Raw genomic sequence first — 16,923 nt, 5'->3', positions numbered from 1 at the left:
TAAACCAAGATTACAGGTCGTTTATAGGAAGAAGTGCATCCAATTGTTCCTGCCAGCTCCACAATTGCGGCTCCCTTGGCACGTTAACTTGGCCGGCCTTCTTTTCATAAAGCGCCATTGCAACGCCACAGCGATCACAGCAGCTTGCGCTGGCAGTTCCCCCTATCTGAGAGAAATAGCGACCGATTTCGGCACGCCGGCATGCATGGGACTCAACCCAGTGCTGCATCTTTCTTAATCTATCATACCTTTCCTGGCGGCGCGCCTCTATTTTCGTGAGAAGAGGCTGGTAATTAACGGGAACAGAAGCGTTCACCTCCAGCTGCCAGCCGCTTATCACGCGCTCCGTGTGGCTCAGCCAACCAAGCCTTTCCATATGGTAGAAGGCGATCTCGAGCTGCTGCTCAGTCATTCCCCATTGCATCAATCCAGCGTCTTGTTCCACAATAAATCGCTGTCCAATATGCCTCGCTATGTGACGGCTCAGTTCTGCGATCTGCTTGTCAGTAGGGTATTCTTCTACAATCAGCTGCCTCGGTAGCATCACATCCTCAGGCTGATACAGCAAACAGGTATAGGCAGGCTTGCCATCGCGGCCCGCCCTGCCGATCTCCTGCAGGTAAGATTCTAAATCAGCGGGCAAATGATAGTGAATAATGTAGCGAATATCCTGTTTATCAATCCCCATGCCAAATGCATTGGTCGCAAAAATGATATCCAGCTCGCCATTTAAGAATTGCTGTTGGATTAAGAGCCGCTCTGCCGCCTCCATGCCGGCATGGTAAAAGGCGCATGTCTTCCCCTCTTCCCTCGCAAGCGCACACGCCCGCTCCGCCCCGTTTCGCGAGCGAAAGTAAACCAGGCCGGGTCCCTGCAGGGTCCGGATGAGCGTTTGCAGCCGCTCTTTTTTCTCTGTATCGCTATATACATACTGCACGTCATAACAAAGATTCGCCCGGTTAACTGGCTGCACGACCGTTTGATCCTCCGGTATGTCAAGGAGACGGCGGATATCGGCCTGCACCTCCTCCGTGGCCGTAGCAGTCAATGCGAGTACGGGCGGGCCGCCTAAACGCTGTACGCTTGTCCGCAGCCTGCGGTAGTCGGTCCGAAAATCATGGCCCCATTGGGAGATACAGTGGGCTTCGTCGACCACAAACAACGAGATTGGCAGCTGTTCCAGCCGCTGAATAAAGGATTCCTGCAGAAGCTTTTCCGGTGACACATACAGAATTTTAATTTGCCTCTCCTGAAGCCTTCTCATTTTCTCCCTGTACTCCTGCTGTGCCAAAGAACTGTTAATATAATCGGCCCCTCCGATGCCTCTACTGCGGAGGCCGCGCGCCTGGTCGGCCATAAGGGAGATAAGAGGGGATACGACAACTGTCATGTAGGGAAGGGTAAGCGCCGGAAGCTGGTAACATAGGGATTTCCCCGCACCCGTTGCAAGAACGCCCAGAACCGATTGGCCGTTAAGGACCTTGCTAATGATTTCTTCCTGTCCAGGCCGGAAATGATCATAGGAAAAAAAGTGCTTTAGCGCCTTTGTGATATGTTCCTTCATTATGCCTCCATCCGGCTCCTTGTACACGCAAGCCTAATATCCAGGTATGTGCAGGATTCACCTGCTATTCGCTTAATTTCTCCAAGACGCCGGGTTTGGTGGCTGTGCATAATGGCATGGATAAAGTCAATTTTATCCCTTTCAACAAACCGGGTAATGTCAAACAGGGGAGAGCTAAGCGCGATTTCAACAAGATGGTCTTCGATCGTTCCCCGCTTAAGTGAACGCCTTTTTTGAATCTCCATCAGTGAAAGCCCTTCATCAAGCAAGTTCTTCGTATGCCTGGCGCTTTCACTAAGGGCAGTTTCTTCCGCACAATCATCCAGCAGCCTTAAAACCGAAAAGCCCTCCGTCTGTACGCTATCCATTGTCCTAATCCGCTCTGCACCCATCCGCAGCTGGTGCATCAAAACAAAACCCTCCGGTTTCGCTAACAGCTCACCGATTTGGTTATATGTCTGTCCGGCTTTTTGTTTGCCGCTTAGCCTTAACAAAACAATTTTTTGTTCCCATTCGGATAGATGGCCCATCCATTCGGCTAGTTCTAATTTTAATTGCCGCGCCAATTCCTGCGTGCCATATTGCTTTAAAATACGTCTGACTTCATGCTGAACGTTTCGCTCTTCAATGACAGGCAAAAAACGATGTTGCTGCTGGGTGAGATTGGAGAGTGTTTGCACGAGCAGTTCAAGTCTTTTCCAAAACCGCACCGTGCGCTCACGCGTTTGCACCGTTGAAACAGCCTGCATGCATGCGGAATATCTATATATCTGCTCCCATGCGGCAAGCTGGCCTTTTGCCTCATCAGTGCACAGCAGGATAGCCTTAGACCCTTCCTGCTGTTGCGTTATCCAGTGGAGTTCAAAGAGTTCGCCAACCACGTTTTCAATCTCTTTATTATCCCAGGCTGACAAGAAACCATAGAGAAGTGATAACTGAAACAACGAAGCATCTGAAAGAACCTGATTGTTTTTCCGTCCTTTCATGAGATGTACCAGCGCTCGTGGCGTTCGCTGCCCACTTAACCGCTGCGCGGCAAGTATGAACAATCCGTGCATAAAATCGTCCTGCATTCTGCACCTACTCTTTTCCCATCTATTTTCTTACAGTTATTATACTACATGCACAATTTGTTGGGGTTTGGCGATTTATCGTCCTTTATTTTTTTCACAACCTGCTTGAAATTCAGGCGCATAATGACTAAAATGAGTAACAGAAGTAGACATGAGCTTTTTGCATAAATGTGGAGGTGAAAGAGATTATGATCACATGGGTTGATAAAGACACTTGCATTGCATGTGGAGCATGTGGTGCAACAGCACCTGACGTTTTCGATTATGATGATGAAGGTATCGCTTACAACAAAATCGATGACAATAGCCAAACAGCTGAAATTCCTGACATCCTTATGGATGATGTTCGCGATGCTGCTGAAGGCTGCCCTACAGATTCTATTAAAGTTGAAGAATAATTTTAACTTGCTGCATTTTCGTTCACGGTTGAAGTCTTTCGCATTGTTATAATCCGGTCGAATTCCGGCAATATAATAAATTGTGTCCAAAAATGTAGTTCTAACTGGATGGCAACAGAAGCCTGGTTCCTTTTCATGGAATCAGGCTTCTTTGTTGTTGCCATGTGAATCATCACCTAATACTTTCCGCTGGTAATAGCAAACAAACTGAACAACCTATATATAGCCTTAATTTTCGTCCTAAAGGATTGGTTGCCATGAGAAATTCATTGTTATATAAGCTAATGCTTGTGCTCTTTACATTTATTCTCTCCACATCCCCTTATGCAGCGGAAATTAGCAGTGCGTCCACCAGCAATCAACACATTATACGCCGCGTCCCGGTAAAGAAGAAAATAATTGCCTTGACGTTTGATGATGGTCCTCACCCGGTCTACACGCGTAAAATTATGAAGGTGCTGGACAAATACCAGGCAAAAGCGACGTTCTTTGTCGTCGGGGAGCGGGCCCAGTATTATCCATCCGTTGTGCAAGAATTAAAGCAGAAAGGCCATGAGATTGCGAATCATACATTTTCGCACCCTCGCATAAACCGGATTTCTTCAAGTAAACTGCTTGAAGAAATTCAGAAAACGGATGATATCATCCACTCACTAACCGGTGAATTCCCCGCGCTCTTCCGTTCGCCGGGTGGCATGTACAATCCGATGGTGCTGGACGCTGTAAAGAAAAAACACCTGGTTCCCATCCTATGGTCTGCTCATCAGGATTCGAGAGATTGGGCCAACCCTGGTATCCATCGTATCGTGCGACAGGTAACAGAGAATGCCAAGGCAGGAAATATCATTTTGATGCATGATTCAGGCGTTAATCGGACGCAAACGGTACGGGCTTTGGACCAGATTTTACAGATTCTGAGCCGGGAAGGGTACTCCTTCGTGACGATATCTGAGTTAATATCGCAAAGCGATGAGGATCGCGGTTAGCGGATGCCCACCATGTTCTTAAAAGACCGGGTGGAAGTGGAAGGGTCTATCCCGTAGCGCGGTAGCTCATAAAGCGGCATTCCCTGCTCTACTTTTGCTTGGTAGGTAGTGAATGCCATTTTATAGCCGGCCTTCTGCACAAGTTTTGCCAGCCGCCTGTCATACTCCCCATAAGGATAAGCAAAATAGCGGCACCCCAGCATCTGTTTCGACTCCGCTAAATCCGCCAGCACATCCTCCGGTACCCGCGAAAGAAGGCAGCTTCTGCCCCCATCCTTCCGGTGTAAATATCCCGTATGCCCTTCATACTGAAAAACGTCGGCATGAGCCTGCAATTCCTGCCAGCTTATGAAATTGAGTCCATCAGCAGTAAACACTTCTGGCGACCGCCGAATGTTCCCGGTTATAGCAAAAATAGCCGCTTTGTAATGATAAGCGCGGAGAATGGGATAAGCATATTTAAAATTGCTTAAATACCCGTCATCGAACGTAATTACAACACTTTTATCGGGAATACTTTCCTCCCCGCGGACAAACCGCTCTAGTTCGTTAAGGGTAAGTGTCTTATAACCGTTATCATGCAAGAGCTTCATCTGCGAGACAAACATTTCAGTCGTTATTACGGCATCGTTGTATTTATAGGCTTTGTTCTTTTCTCTCCTGGTTAACAAATGGTGGTACAAAAGGACGGGGACGCTCCTTGTAGAAACATGTGTCGCGGGCTGGCCGGCTGCTGCATAGTGCGGAATAACCAGTAAAGTAAGCAGAAATAGTATCATTACTTTTTTGAACACAATCCCTCATTCCTTTTCCCTTTACTTTTCCGCTATTTGGCTCCCCGCATACTTTAAACAATCGAGGAATTATCCAAAAATTAATGCAAAGTTAACCCTTTTTTCATTTATAAATTGCCATTGTGAGCGTATTATAGTTATGGATTCTATCTGAAAAGGAGTTGAGACGTTTCGATGGGCAGTTCAGGTTCCAGTAATCCCGACCCGTTACCAGAGCGAGTGGGAGTCATAATATTTCTAAAACATCCGGGGCCGAATTGCACACGGTTCGTACCCGACTCTATGTAGCAGGCAGTATTATAGGCTCCCTCCGTGTAGAGAGGAGTTAATAAGTATGAGAAAGAAATTTATTTCAAAACGCAAGGGCTTTATTGAGGAACCACCAGTTATACAGGGGTTCGATATTGAGCTTAATAAAGATGATGCGAAACGCATTGACCGGCTTGTTGACCACTATGAAAAATCGATTCTTACGCACTTAAATGACGCATACGTTCGCAAAACCACCAAGGCTGACCGGCTGGCGGATCAGATATCCGCTTTTGGCGGAAGCTGGCGGTTTATCATCTGTTTCGCCTTGTTTTTAGCCCTATGGATGGTATGGAATACGGTAAGTTTTACCCGCCATTTTGACCCTGAGCCGTTTATTTTGCTAAACCTAATTCTTTCATTTATTGCGGCCTTTCAGGCACCCGTGATCATGATGAGCCAGAATCGCCAGGCGGCCAGGGATAAACAGGAAGCCATTATTGATTTCGCCATAAACTATAAAGCAGAACAGGAAATTGACGATATGCAAAGCCACCTGCACCGGCTGGAAGAAGATTTAAAAGAAATTAAGCAGCTGCTGCAGGCTCGGGATAAATAAGCATCTATTTGCTAACTAGAAAACCTTTCTCCCGTCCATGCAGAGAAAGGTTTTCAACTTCTATGCGATTATTGGGCCGCTGCTGGATCAAAATATTAAAAGTTGCGTTTGCCGATTTTTTCTTCGATAAAAGTTTCAAGCGATTCGTCTAATAGTTCCTCTCGATTCGAGTCTTCATTTCTATCCGAATCCATATCTAAGAGTCGTTGTTCATTCTTTTCCATTTGCTCACCATTCCTTTTCTTATTAATATGATCAAATTGAATTCGTAAAATCCACAATAGACGGCAGCCGACGATAATAAGTTTAATAACTCGCTGCTTTGCGTGCAGTGTCTCCACGGCTGTTATCCGGTGATTATGTAGACCAGGCTTGCAGCTAAGCCTCCAATTATTGAGCCTGACAGGTTCACTACATCGTTTGTGCACCAACTATACCCGTAAATCTTCTCTGCAGCATATCCATGGTGTACTTTCTTTTCCGTATGATTTCCGCACACTACGCAGCGGTACATAACCTGAAGTGTGGCTCCCAGCAAACTATCCGCTAAACTTCCCGCCAGGCCGCCGAACAAGCCGGCAGCGAGTTGCCCGCCATGCCAACCCTGCCCGCTTGCCCAGTCAAAGAGCAGCGCGCATCCACCAATGAACAGGCCGCCGGCGACAGTAGCCGCCATGCCAAGCAGGCTGATTCCACCTGATGTCCCCTTCTCTACCCTTTTCCACGTTAAAATGTGAAACGGTTTTGAGCGGGAAAGGACGCCGATTTCAGTTGCCCACGTATCGGCTGTTACTGCCGCCATAGTTCCAATAAAGAACATATACCACCCTGATTCGTGGCCTGTTGCCCACATACCCAGTAAAGCGGCCAGGCCAATGCCGCCATTTGCCGCTACCTGCAGCCAATCCCGCCGGCCCCCTTTGGCAAACAAATCCTCTACCTTTTTTTTCTTATCCTTCTTCAGATGAGAAAGCATACTGGAAGATATGAAAAAAGCCAGCAGCAGGCCATACCACTTTAGACTCCCCAGCGCAAACAACAGTGTTCCAAGTACGATGGCGGCGGCACATCCACTGCGGGAGAGGGAACCTTTGCGGTACGCTGCTCCGGCAATTGCCCCACTCGCCAACAGCCCGATTGCGATTTTTACGGCCATTTTTGTTTCTCCTTCCCTTCTGTATTTTCTTTCATTATGGCAGCGATCTTGCTATAATAAAGCGTATCGCATGCAAGACATGTTTAAACAAAAGGAGGAACCTCTATGTCTTTTGAAAACAAAGTAGTTGATGTATTTGTTGAAATCCCTACAGGTAGCCAGAACAAGTATGAATACGACAAAGAAGCTGGCGTATTCCGTCTGGACCGCGTACTCTTCTCTCCAATGTTTTATCCTGCTGAGTATGGTTATCTGGATAACACGCTGGCACTTGACGGGGATCCGCTTGATGCGCTCGTGCTTGTAACCAATCCTACATTCCCTGGCTGTGTTATTACAACACGTATTATCGGTGTTCTCGTTATGGCTGATGACAAGGGACAGGATGAAAAGCTGCTTGGTGTACCTGTGGATGATCCTCGCTTCAAAGATATCTATTCACTTTCCGATATTCCGGAGCATATCACCAAAGAAATTTCCCATTTCTTTGAGCGTTACAAGGATCTCGAAAACAAAGAAACAAAAATCGAGGGCTGGGAAGGCGCTGAAAAAGCGGCACAGCTTATTGAAGAGTGCAAAGCACGCTACCAACAAGGCAAATAATTGTTAGCAAGTCATTGTACATATTGCTTTACCTAAATAAACAAGAGGCATCTTCTGTCGGGGGTGCCTCTTGTTTATTTACCCTGTGATGGCCCTATCCGCTATCTATCCTCAAATTGCAACTATCAGCAGGCAGTTTGCTATTTTCAAAATCTTTCTTACCTAACAAAGCGTATAACTCTTTACATCCTATTCATATCTTGGTAGAATAAAAATAATATTTTATAAAAAAAGACGAACATTAACGTCGTTTCAAAGTTTAATGTTAAGTTTTTCTCGATTAACTCTTGACAGTTTTGTCGATTTGAAGTAGATTTATATTATAACACAAACATTTAACACTTAACAGCTAGGAAAGAGAATGTCTGCAGAACGGAACTTCAGAGAGCCGGTGGTTGCTGCAAATCGGTGTTTCTCCTGTATGATAAGCGCTCTTGAGCTGACAGGCTGAAGATTAGTAGGCTTGAACGGGTTCGTCTCCGTTATGGACGCCGGTTTCCTAGACCGGATGAGGCAGTTTCTGAGAAGGCACTGCGAATGAGGGTGGCACCGCGAATCAAACCTTTCGCCCCTCACTACTAATTTGTGGTGAGGGATGGAAGGTTTTTTAGTATATAAGGAGATCAACGTCCTTATATACAAGCAGCAATGCTGCTGTATTTTTCTAGATATAAACGAGTGGGATTGGCCAATTACATGGAGGTGCTTAGAAAAATGTTTAAAGTGCTTGTTAGTGATCCATTGAGCGAGTTTGGGATTCAAAAGCTGCTGGATGCTCCGGATGTGGAAGTTATCCAAAATACGGGACTATCTGAATCAGAATTAATAGAGATTATCGGTGAATACGATGCGCTGCTTGTTCGAAGCCAGACAAAGGTGACCCCGGCGGTAATAGAAGCCGCTAAAAAGCTTAAGGCTATCGGACGAGCAGGTGTCGGCGTGGACAATATTAATCTTCCTGCCGCAACCAATGCAGGAATTGTGGTGGTCAATGCACCGGATGGGAACACGATTTCAACTGCTGAACATTCTTTTGCTATGCTTATGTCGCTGGCCCGCCGAATCCCAATGGCCTATAAGAAACTCGTGGATGGTGAATGGGATCGCAAATCTTTTACGGGTGTTGAATTAAATGGCAAGACATTAGGTATCGTTGGACTTGGGCGGATTGGCGCTGAAGTTGCCAAGCGGGCAAAAGCCTTCAATATGCAGGTCGTTGCATATGACCCTTTCCTTACAGAAGAGAGGGCGAAGCAGCTTGGGGTTCAATACGGCACACTCGATGACGTCGTATCCCAGGCGGATTTTATCACGGTCCACACACCGCTTACTAAGGATACGAAGTATATCATAAACACAAAACAGTTTGAAAAAATGAAAAATGGCGTACGGATTATAAACTGTGCGCGCGGCGGGATTATTAACGAGAAGGCCTTGCTTGAAGCGATTCTAAACGGCAAGGTTGCCGGCGCGGCCCTCGATGTATTTGAGGTCGAGCCGCCATTAGAAAATCCTCTGGTTGGCCTGCCGCAGGTAGTGGTCACCCCTCACCTTGGCGCTTCTACAGTCGAAGCACAGGAAAACGTAGCGGTAGACGTATCGGAAGAGATTCTGCATATTCTGCGTGACGAACCATTTAAGAACGCTGTGAACCTTCCGTCCATACCTGCTAATATACTTGAAAAAGTGAAGCCGTATTTCAATCTAAATGAAAAGCTAGGCGAATTTATCGCCCAGACTGCCGTAGGTGCTTTAAAAGAAGTGATTGTTACGTACTCCGGTGAGCTTACAGAGATTGATACAGCTCCGCTTACTAGAACAACGCTTAAAGGGATACTCTCCTACCATCTTGGTTCCGGCGTCAACTATGTGAATGCGCCAACGCTCGCGAAAAGCCGGGAAATCAATGTAACGGAGCAGAAATCCACATATGGCGGCGGCTTCAACAACCTGGTCACCGTTACACTAAAAACAAGCCAGGAAGAGAAAAGAGTTTCCGGAACCCTTCTCAACGGGTACGGTCCGAGAATTATCAAAATTGATGGATATTCAATCGATGCGACTCCAAAAGGCCATCTGCTTTTAATCCATCATACAGACCGCCCGGGTGCGATCGGCCGGGTGGGTACATTGCTCGGAAGCAATGATGTAAACATCGCCACCATGCAGGTGGGGCGCCAGGATCTGGGCGGGCATGCCATTATGCTTCTGACTGTTGATAAAGAAGTAACCCCGGATGTTCTTGATACCCTGGGTGAACTGAGCGAGATTACAAGCGTTACACAAATTGAATTATAAAACAAAAACGGTAGGTAACAAAGTTATTTTCAAAAAGGGCAGAGATGGTGCATCTCTGCCCTTTTTATCTTTTCCCAGGTCGATGAGATCGACTAGGCAGCTCTAAAATCTTCCTGATTTATAAATCGAATAAAGTAACCAAATAAACATGAGCGACGCCACTACGAAGCCTAGTTCAATCGTTGGTATATGCCAAAGGAATGATGATTGCCTGCCTATAGACGACGCAATAATAAGTCCGACCATAATAATACTGAAGGAAAGCAACACGATGCTGAATGAAAGACGGTTACTAATTTTGTCCAACTTCCGCAGCAAAAGATGAAGTTCAGGCATCGTAATCTCTATACGTACCTTTCCCTGTTGGATTATGGAAGTTAAGGCTTTCATATTTTTAGGCCAATCCCCTAGGAATTCCATATATTCCGCCATAAAGTTCCATACATTGCCTGCCATGTGTTTTGGATTCATGCGATCCTTTAAGAGACGTTGGCCAAACGGTTCCGCAACATCAATAACACTAAACTCCGGATCTAATAATTCAACCACCCCTTCTACAGTTAAAATCGCTTTGCCCACTAAAATTAAATCCGCCGGGATCAAAATGCCATGATGACTCGCAACGCTAAATAGATCATGGATAGCTTTACCTAAGCTCAATTTACTTAATGGGATTCCGTAATATTTCTCTCTCAGTTCATCCACCTCTGACCGTAATCGGACCATGTCCGTGTTCACTGGAATTAATCCCATGCGCGTGATAGCTTTGATTATTCCATTTGTGCTCCCACGCTCTAAAGAAATAACCAAAGACGCAAAATGGTATTTCATGTCCGGGTTTAAACGACCGACCATTCCAAAATCCATCAACACAATCACTTCTCCCGGCAGTACCCAGACATTCCCGGGATGTGGGTCCCCGTGAAAAAAACCTTCTATTAAAATTTGATGAAAAATGCAATGGGATAACCTTTCAGCCACCACTTTACGGTTATAACCTTTCTCCGCTAATTGTTTTAAGTCATTCACCTTTATGCCATCTATGTATTCCATAGTGAGAACTTTTTTGGTTGAGTAATCCCAATAAATATTCGGAATACGGATGGTCGAATCTTCAGTGAATTGAGCCGCGATTTTTTCTGAGTTGCGCGCTTCTATGCTATAATCTAATTCATCTCGTAAGGATTTTGCGAATTCTTCAACCATATCACTTATTTTATATTTCTTCGCCCAATCCAATCGGGACTCCATCATCCTGGCCAAGTCCTGAAGTATTTCCAAATCAGTTTCGATTACCGATCGAATGTTTGGGCGCTGGATTTTAACCGCCACAGGCTGTTTGTTAGGAAGTAAGGCATAATGCACTTGTCCGATTGATGCCGCAGCTAAGGGAGTTTCATCAAATTCGGTAAAAATATTGTCAATCGTTTCCCCTAGCTCTTCTTCAATAATTTCACGGACTTGATCAAAGGGAAAAGGCGGCACATCATCCTGTAATTTTTCCAGTTCCTGAATAATATCCTCAGGAATTACATCGCGGCGTGTGCTTGCAATTTGCCCCATTTTGACGAAGGTTGGCCCCAACTCTTGCAGAAAAGACCGAATTCTTTGCCCGGTTGTTTTGGGTTGAAGCTCGGAATCTGCCTTCCCCTTTTTTTAGGCATCGACATGACATCAGTCAAACCCATTTCCTTTACAATGTAACCAAAACCATTGCGTAAAAATGCACGGATGATTTCTTGATAGCGATTAGCATGTTTCATTTTTCTATTTAACACAGGAATCCTCCTTAAAAAAGATCGGAACTGATAGGGGTACAACCCCAACAAGGATAGTCTAGTCTACTTTTCCCAAATAATCCATGCATTGAGAATAAACATCGCGGACATATAAGTTTCTTTATCGACAAAAAAGAGCATACCTCGTTAAGGTACGCCCTTCTAATTGAAATCGATTATTTAAGGATGGAAAGCACTTCGGCCATATCATCCAAGATAAAATCAGCCTTAAGTTCTTCAAATTTAGCACGCGCTTCCTGGCCCGTCAGCCCTGTTAATACTGCGGCAAACCGGCAGCCAATACTGCGTGCTGCCATATAATCAGCCACGGAATCCCCCACAACCAGCACCTCTTCTCCATTGTCAATAGGCAGCTTGAGAGCAAAACACGCTTCTTCGCTTGTTTCTGTACCGAGCAGACCCTGAATATAGCAGTAGGGTTGAGGTTTTGCCAGAGGAGCCTTCTCAGGGTGCCGCTTCTCTGCTTCCAGCACATCGCTTGCTGTCACAATCCGTTTGGGATCAAAATATTTAAGCAAGCCGAGCGCTTCTAGCGGTACGCGTGTTTCAATCGCAGGCCGGCCTGTTCCGATGCCAAGCACATAGCCCTGGTCCTTAAGAGAATTGAGCACCTCAGCCATTTTTTGCGGCGGTAAAATAGGGATTTCATCCTGCAGAAATCCTTTTTTTCCTTCCTGGTAGGCCGGCCGCCCAATAGATTCGGCCACGAGCTCGTCCCCTAAATACCACTCCTGAAAGGTTTCCTGGCAAAGATCCCAGAGTGCACTTTTACGCCCAAATATATCGGTTTGAATTCCCATTTTCTTATTAACGATGTCATTCAAGTAAAGAAGAAGGGCTTGTTTTTCTGCATTCCCTTGCTCAAACTCAGCGACAAACGCTGCAAAATCAGGTGTGAAATCCGCTTCTTCTGCCAGCCCGCGGATTTGGATGATTGTATCCCGGTTGATTTGATTCTGCAGAATCTCCTCTACTTTCTCCGGATGTTTCTCCTGAAGCGAAGCCAAAAGGCAGATCAACTGATAGGAGAACGCGAGGTAAACCATATCCCAGTTCGCATTAATTCCGCGGGTTTTTACAAAGTCGAGAAAGGAATCATCGGCAAATATCTTTTCGCGGACGCGGCGGATAACGGCTTCCTCCGGGGCCGGATTAAACGTGTCTTGTTTTAACCCAAGATACTTCCCGCTGAACAGCATTTCCCAAACGGTCAATGCTGACGCATCAAAATAGCGTTCTTCACTTAATAAAACACCATCTACATCAAATAATATGGTTCGGATCATGGTGATAGGTCCAACTCCTCTTATGTACATTATAATACGAACATTTTAGCATATTAACGCGGTAATTATCGCTTTTTTCAATGAAAATTTTTCTCCTGCTAATATGTTACAATAGAAAGGCGGCGCAATGCATTCGCCTGCATTTATCCAAGGTTTAAGGAGGAGAAGTCCATGCAGTTTCAGTCCTTACATAATAAAGTAGTAATTGTAACGGGTGCAAGCAAAGGAATTGGGCATGCGATGAGCCTGCTTTTTGCAGAAAAAGGCGCAACCGTTTATGCCGTTGCGCGAAACGTTGGCCTCTTAAAAGCCCTTGCAGCTTCCACTGAAAGCACTGATGGAAGCATCATTGCGGCCCCCTGTGACATTACCAGAAGTTCAGAAGTACAAGCCCTGATCACCCGAGTGATTGAGGAGAAAGGCAAAATAGATATTCTGATAAATAACGCAGGGATCGGACACTTTGGCGCTATCCATGAACTCGAGGAGCAACAGTGGGACGAAATGATGGCTGTTAATCTCAAAGGGACATTTCTTACCACCAAATATACAGTACCCCACCTGATTAGGCGAAAAAGCGGCCACATTATTAATATCTCAAGCGTGGCAGGCACGGTGACGTTCGAGGGCGGCGGCGGATATTGCACAAGCAAATTTGGGTTGATGGCTTTTACGGACGTACTTACACAGGAATTAAAACCCCATAATATTAAAGTATCCGTTATTTGCCCGGGTTCCGTTCAGACGCATTTTGGGGGAACCGAGCCTAAGGATTATGCGCTGGAAGCGGAAGATGTAGCCTATATGGCGTATCAGGTAGCGGCTGCACCAAAGAATGTTATACTAAATCAGATCACCATGCGGCCTGTCGTACCGCAACCTAAATAAACATTGAAGGTAGGTAAAATAATGAAGAAGAGAATCGTTGCCTCTGCTATCGCTCTGCTGCTCCCTCTGTTCGCCGCTGCGTGTTCACCCGGCAACATGAACGCCAACTCTGGAAGCGGCCAAAGTGCCAATAACCAAAATGCGGCGAATAATCAAGGCACAGGCAAAAGCAGCAGCCCGACGCCCGCCGTTAAACAGTGGTCTAAACCTCCTGCGATGCAGATCGATGTGAACAAGCAATACATGGCGCACGTGGACACCAATAAAGGAAGTTTCACGATTGATCTATTCGCCAAAGATGCACCGAAGACCGTAAACAACTTTGTTTTTCTGGCAAACCAGCATTTTTATGACGGAATTGACTTTCACCGTATCATGAAAACCTTCATGATTCAAGTCGGCGATCCATTCGCCAGGGGAGATGTAGCGAATTTAAAAAGCAATCCGAGAATCGGTTCCGGCGGACCGGGCTATACGTTTGAAGACGAATTATCATCGAAATACAAATACGCAAAAGGCATGGTTGCGATGGCTAACGCTGGCCCTAATACAAACGGAAGCCAGTTTTTTATCGGTTCAGGCAAGGATGTAGAAAACCTGGCCGCCCAGCCCAATTACACAATCTTTGGCAAGGTCGTGCAGGGTATGGATACTATTGATAAAATCGCAAATACACCTGTTACCCAGGGCGTTAGTGACCAAAGTGACCCAAGCTTCCCAACTCAGAACGTTTATATCAAATCCATCAAAATTGAACAAAAATAAACAAAATCCCCGGTGTTTACCGGGGATTTTGTATGCTTTCAGTTTTGATTTCCGTCGTCTCTTTTTTCGTTTTAGGCGCATCTTTTTTGACTTGCGGTGGCCCTGCTTTTTCACTTGCCACTGGCAAACCTGGCAGCCAAACCGTAAAGGCTGTGCCTTTTCCTACTTCACTCTCAACCTGAATGGTGCCGTGATGTAGGTCCACCAGTTCTTTTACAATAGCAAGCCCAAGTCCGGAGCCTTTTTCCCTTCTGGACCTCACGCGGTCAACTTTAAAGAACCGATCCCAAATACGGTTCAGGTCATGCTGGCTAATTCCTATACCGGAATCTTGAACCTTGACCTGCACCCCTCCGTTAAAAGTGGAGGCCGCAACTGTCACCGTTCCCCTTTCCGTAAACTTCAGGGCGTTGTTCAGCAGGTTAATAAAAATCTGTTCTACCCGATCTGGATCCCCATTAACAGGCACAAGCGGGCGATCAATGTTGAGTACAAGCTGAAGATCCCGCTTGGCGGCCTCCTCCGTAAAGGCAAACGTTAAGCGCTGTAGGAACGATTCCATATCCAGCTGTCGTTTGACTAAATCCAACTCATGTTTTTCAAGTCTTACCAGTTCCATTAAGTCATTAACCAGGCGGCTCATATGTATGGTTTCTTTATACATCACATCATAATACTTCTGTTTAGATCCTTCATCCACAACCAGGCCATCCTGCAGGGCTTCCAGAAATCCCTGCATGGCGGTAAGCGGCGTTCTCAGTTCATGCGAAACATTTGCTAGAAAGTCTTTACGTGTTTGGTCGTAATCCGCCCGCTCTAACTCTACCTGCTCCAGGGTAGCCGCCATCCTGTTCATCGTACGTGCAAGATCGCCAATCTCATCCTGGGAAGTAATCGTTACCCGCTTGTCATAGTTGCCCTTCTCAATTTCAAGGGCCACCAGGTCAATGCGTTTTAGTGGCCGTGAAATGGTCCAAGATAAATACGAAACCATCGCCATCGTCACAATGACCCCAAGAAGCGTCGCCCAGAGAATCGTCTCCCGCATCACCCCAAGCGTTTCATTAATGCCTTCAATCGGCGCATGCAGCACAATGCCTCCGAAAACATTGTCCCCTACGCCCCACGGTACAACAACGGACATCATCGGTTTCGTCAAACCTTTAAAATCGAGGTTCTGTACGACGTCTTTTCCCTGAAGAACCTGCACCACAATCGAATGCGCCACAGACTTGCCGATAAAAACTTCATCCTTCGTAGACGTTGAAATAATTTGTCCGTTTCGATTGAAAACCCAAATTCGTGTATCGAATGTCTGGTCTAGAAAAGCCAGCATCGACTGTGTATGGGCATCCACTACCCGGCTGTTTTGAATGGCCAGATTGACTTTTTTTGCTTTGCGCAGCAGTTCATCCTTCGTCCCGTTATAGATATAGCTTTTCGCAAAATAAGACATCGACAGGCCGACAGCTCCAAGCCCCAGTAGAACCGTGACCATATAACTGAAAAGAAGCTTGCGGAATATACTCCGGTTTATACCGAGCCAGTTTTTTATGCGGAGCAACTGTCTTCCACCTCAAATTTATAACCAACGCCCCATACTGTATGGATAAACTCGCTGTTGAGCAGGGACAAGTGCTGGCGAATTTTCTTTACGTGGACATCTACGGTGCGAATATCGCCAAAGAAATCATATCCCCAAATTTGTTCTAACAACTGTTCGCGTGTGAATACACTTCCGGGGGATCGGGCAAGAAAAACGAGCAGATCAAACTCTTTTGGACGAAACGGAATTTTTTCCCCGGCAATAATAACCTGCCGGCCGGCTATATCGATTTGCAATCCGCCAAATTCCATCAAACTCTGAAGAGACTCTCGCTCTTCCGCACCAGCTCGCGGCTGCATCCGGCGAAAAATTGCTTTAATCCGCGCCACAAGTTCACGCGGGCTAAACGGCTTCGTGACATAATCATCGGCTCCCAGTTCAAGTCCGAGCACGCGGTCAAACTCTTCTCCTTTGGCCGAAAGCATAATAATCGGTATATCTAGCGATTTACGTATTTCCCGGCAGGCTTCCAAACCATCCATTCTTGGCATCATCACATCTAATATAATGACATCTGGATTCTCTTGACCGGCTAATTCAACGGCCTCTGCTCCATCGCAGGCTTCTACCAGATCAATGTGCTGCTGCGAGAAATAAAGGCGAATAATTTCAAGCACATTCGGATCATCATCAGCCACAAGAACCTTCGTTCCGTTCATTCTCATTCCTCCTAAATCCACGCACTGTTTATTGTAACATAAATCAGGCAGTTGATTGTCCGCGGGACTTGCAGTTCTCCATGAAAATGATTCGTTTAGGCTAGCCGGCTTATGTCCGTTCCATATTGTAAGCCAAATAAAACAGCCGGCATGCAAAATGTCGGCTGTTTTATAGGAAGA

At 46.0% G+C, this 16,923-nt stretch carries 16 protein-coding genes, 1 pseudogene and 1 other annotated feature; of the genes and pseudogenes, 7 read left to right on the top strand and 10 right to left on the bottom strand.

Annotated elements, in window-relative coordinates:
- Nucleotides 1-10: 10 nt before the first annotated feature.
- Both PP175_RS09075 and PP175_RS09070 read right to left on the bottom strand, forming a co-directional pair.
- Nucleotides 11-1,564: a RecQ family ATP-dependent DNA helicase gene (locus PP175_RS09075; RefSeq protein WP_272442427.1), complete on the bottom strand. Its 1,554-nt coding sequence runs from the start codon at nt 1,562-1,564 to the stop codon at nt 11-13.
- Nucleotides 1,564-2,637, bottom strand: a complete 1,074-nt coding sequence (locus PP175_RS09070; protein WP_272442426.1) for a helix-turn-helix domain-containing protein — start codon at nt 2,635-2,637, stop codon at nt 1,564-1,566. Before PP175_RS09070 ends, PP175_RS09075 begins: the two co-directional genes overlap by 1 nt.
- Nucleotides 2,638-2,825: 188 nt before the next feature.
- Here PP175_RS09070 and PP175_RS09065 point away from each other — a divergent pair, with 188 nt between their 5' ends.
- The gene (locus PP175_RS09065; protein ID WP_272442425.1) at nt 2,826-3,035 is read left to right on the top strand and encodes a ferredoxin; all 210 of its coding nucleotides are present in this window, start codon (nt 2,826-2,828) and stop codon (nt 3,033-3,035) included.
- Nucleotides 3,036-3,037: 2 nt separating this feature from the next.
- Here PP175_RS09065 and PP175_RS09060 read toward each other — a convergent pair whose 3' ends face one another.
- Nucleotides 3,038-3,199 (bottom strand): hypothetical protein, encoded by a 162-nt coding sequence (locus tag PP175_RS09060; protein ID WP_272442424.1) that lies wholly within the window; start codon nt 3,197-3,199, stop codon nt 3,038-3,040.
- A gap of 93 nt (nt 3,200-3,292) precedes the next feature.
- Between PP175_RS09060 and PP175_RS09055 the strand changes: the two genes are divergently transcribed.
- Nucleotides 3,293-4,021, top strand: coding sequence for a polysaccharide deacetylase family protein (locus tag PP175_RS09055; protein WP_272442423.1), 729 nt, complete (start codon nt 3,293-3,295; stop codon nt 4,019-4,021).
- On the opposite strand, the gene PP175_RS09050 is transcribed toward PP175_RS09055, so the two are convergent.
- The gene (locus tag PP175_RS09050; protein ID WP_272442422.1) at nt 4,018-4,815 is read right to left on the bottom strand and encodes a polysaccharide deacetylase family protein; all 798 of its coding nucleotides are present in this window, start codon (nt 4,813-4,815) and stop codon (nt 4,018-4,020) included. The genes PP175_RS09055 and PP175_RS09050 overlap by 4 nt on opposite strands.
- A 334-nt stretch (nt 4,816-5,149) precedes the next feature.
- On the opposite strand from PP175_RS09050, the gene PP175_RS09045 reads away from it, so the two are divergent.
- Nucleotides 5,150-5,683: a DUF1003 domain-containing protein gene (locus PP175_RS09045; protein ID WP_272442421.1), complete on the top strand. Its 534-nt coding sequence runs from the start codon at nt 5,150-5,152 to the stop codon at nt 5,681-5,683.
- 95 nt (nt 5,684-5,778) lie between these two features.
- On the opposite strand, the gene PP175_RS09040 is transcribed toward PP175_RS09045, so the two are convergent.
- Both PP175_RS09040 and PP175_RS09035 read right to left on the bottom strand, forming a co-directional pair.
- Nucleotides 5,779-6,024 carry a hypothetical protein gene (locus PP175_RS09040; RefSeq protein WP_272442420.1) on the bottom strand — a complete coding sequence of 82 codons (246 nt, stop codon included), beginning with the start codon at nt 6,022-6,024 and terminating at the stop codon, nt 5,779-5,781.
- Between the two features lie 5 nt (nt 6,025-6,029).
- Nucleotides 6,030-6,839 (bottom strand): DUF92 domain-containing protein, encoded by an 810-nt coding sequence (locus tag PP175_RS09035; RefSeq protein ID WP_272442419.1) that lies wholly within the window; start codon nt 6,837-6,839, stop codon nt 6,030-6,032.
- A 105-nt stretch (nt 6,840-6,944) separates the two neighbouring features.
- Here PP175_RS09035 and PP175_RS09030 point away from each other — a divergent pair, with 105 nt between their 5' ends.
- Both PP175_RS09030 and serA read left to right on the top strand, forming a co-directional pair.
- Nucleotides 6,945-7,442, top strand: a complete 498-nt coding sequence (locus PP175_RS09030; protein ID WP_272442418.1) for an inorganic diphosphatase — start codon at nt 6,945-6,947, stop codon at nt 7,440-7,442.
- A gap of 342 nt (nt 7,443-7,784) precedes the next feature.
- Nucleotides 7,785-8,018: a binding site (T-box leader), on the top strand.
- Between the two features lie 138 nt (nt 8,019-8,156).
- Nucleotides 8,157-9,740: a phosphoglycerate dehydrogenase gene (gene serA / locus PP175_RS09025; protein WP_272442417.1), complete on the top strand. Its 1,584-nt coding sequence runs from the start codon at nt 8,157-8,159 to the stop codon at nt 9,738-9,740.
- Between the two features lie 102 nt (nt 9,741-9,842).
- Here the strand turns inward: serA and PP175_RS09020 are convergent.
- Nucleotides 9,843-11,518, bottom strand: a pseudogene (locus PP175_RS09020) (ABC1 kinase family protein).
- A gap of 176 nt (nt 11,519-11,694) precedes the next feature.
- On the bottom strand, nt 11,695-12,825 hold the full coding sequence (locus tag PP175_RS09015) for an HAD family hydrolase (RefSeq protein ID WP_272442416.1): 1,131 nt from the start codon (nt 12,823-12,825) through the stop codon (nt 11,695-11,697).
- 171 nt (nt 12,826-12,996) lie between these two features.
- Here PP175_RS09015 and PP175_RS09010 point away from each other — a divergent pair, with 171 nt between their 5' ends.
- Both PP175_RS09010 and PP175_RS09005 read left to right on the top strand, forming a co-directional pair.
- Nucleotides 12,997-13,713: an SDR family oxidoreductase gene (locus PP175_RS09010; protein ID WP_272442415.1), complete on the top strand. Its 717-nt coding sequence runs from the start codon at nt 12,997-12,999 to the stop codon at nt 13,711-13,713.
- 21 nt (nt 13,714-13,734) lie between these two features.
- A complete protein-coding gene (locus PP175_RS09005) occupies nt 13,735-14,478 on the top strand; it encodes a peptidylprolyl isomerase (RefSeq protein ID WP_272442414.1) in 744 nt (247 codons plus the stop codon).
- A gap of 16 nt (nt 14,479-14,494) precedes the next feature.
- On the opposite strand, the gene PP175_RS09000 is transcribed toward PP175_RS09005, so the two are convergent.
- Nucleotides 14,495-16,042 carry a sensor histidine kinase gene (locus PP175_RS09000; protein ID WP_272442413.1) on the bottom strand — a complete coding sequence of 516 codons (1,548 nt, stop codon included), beginning with the start codon at nt 16,040-16,042 and terminating at the stop codon, nt 14,495-14,497.
- Entirely contained in the window at nt 16,030-16,743 is a 714-nt protein-coding gene (locus tag PP175_RS08995) for a response regulator transcription factor (protein WP_272442412.1), read from the bottom strand. The genes PP175_RS09000 and PP175_RS08995 overlap by 13 nt, the downstream gene beginning before the upstream one ends.
- Nucleotides 16,744-16,923 lie beyond the last annotated feature (180 nt).

The organism is Aneurinibacillus sp. Ricciae_BoGa-3 (assembly GCF_028421645.1).
Taxonomy (GTDB): domain Bacteria; phylum Bacillota; class Bacilli; order Aneurinibacillales; family Aneurinibacillaceae; genus Aneurinibacillus_B.
This window is presented reverse-complemented; position numbering and strand designations above follow the sequence as displayed.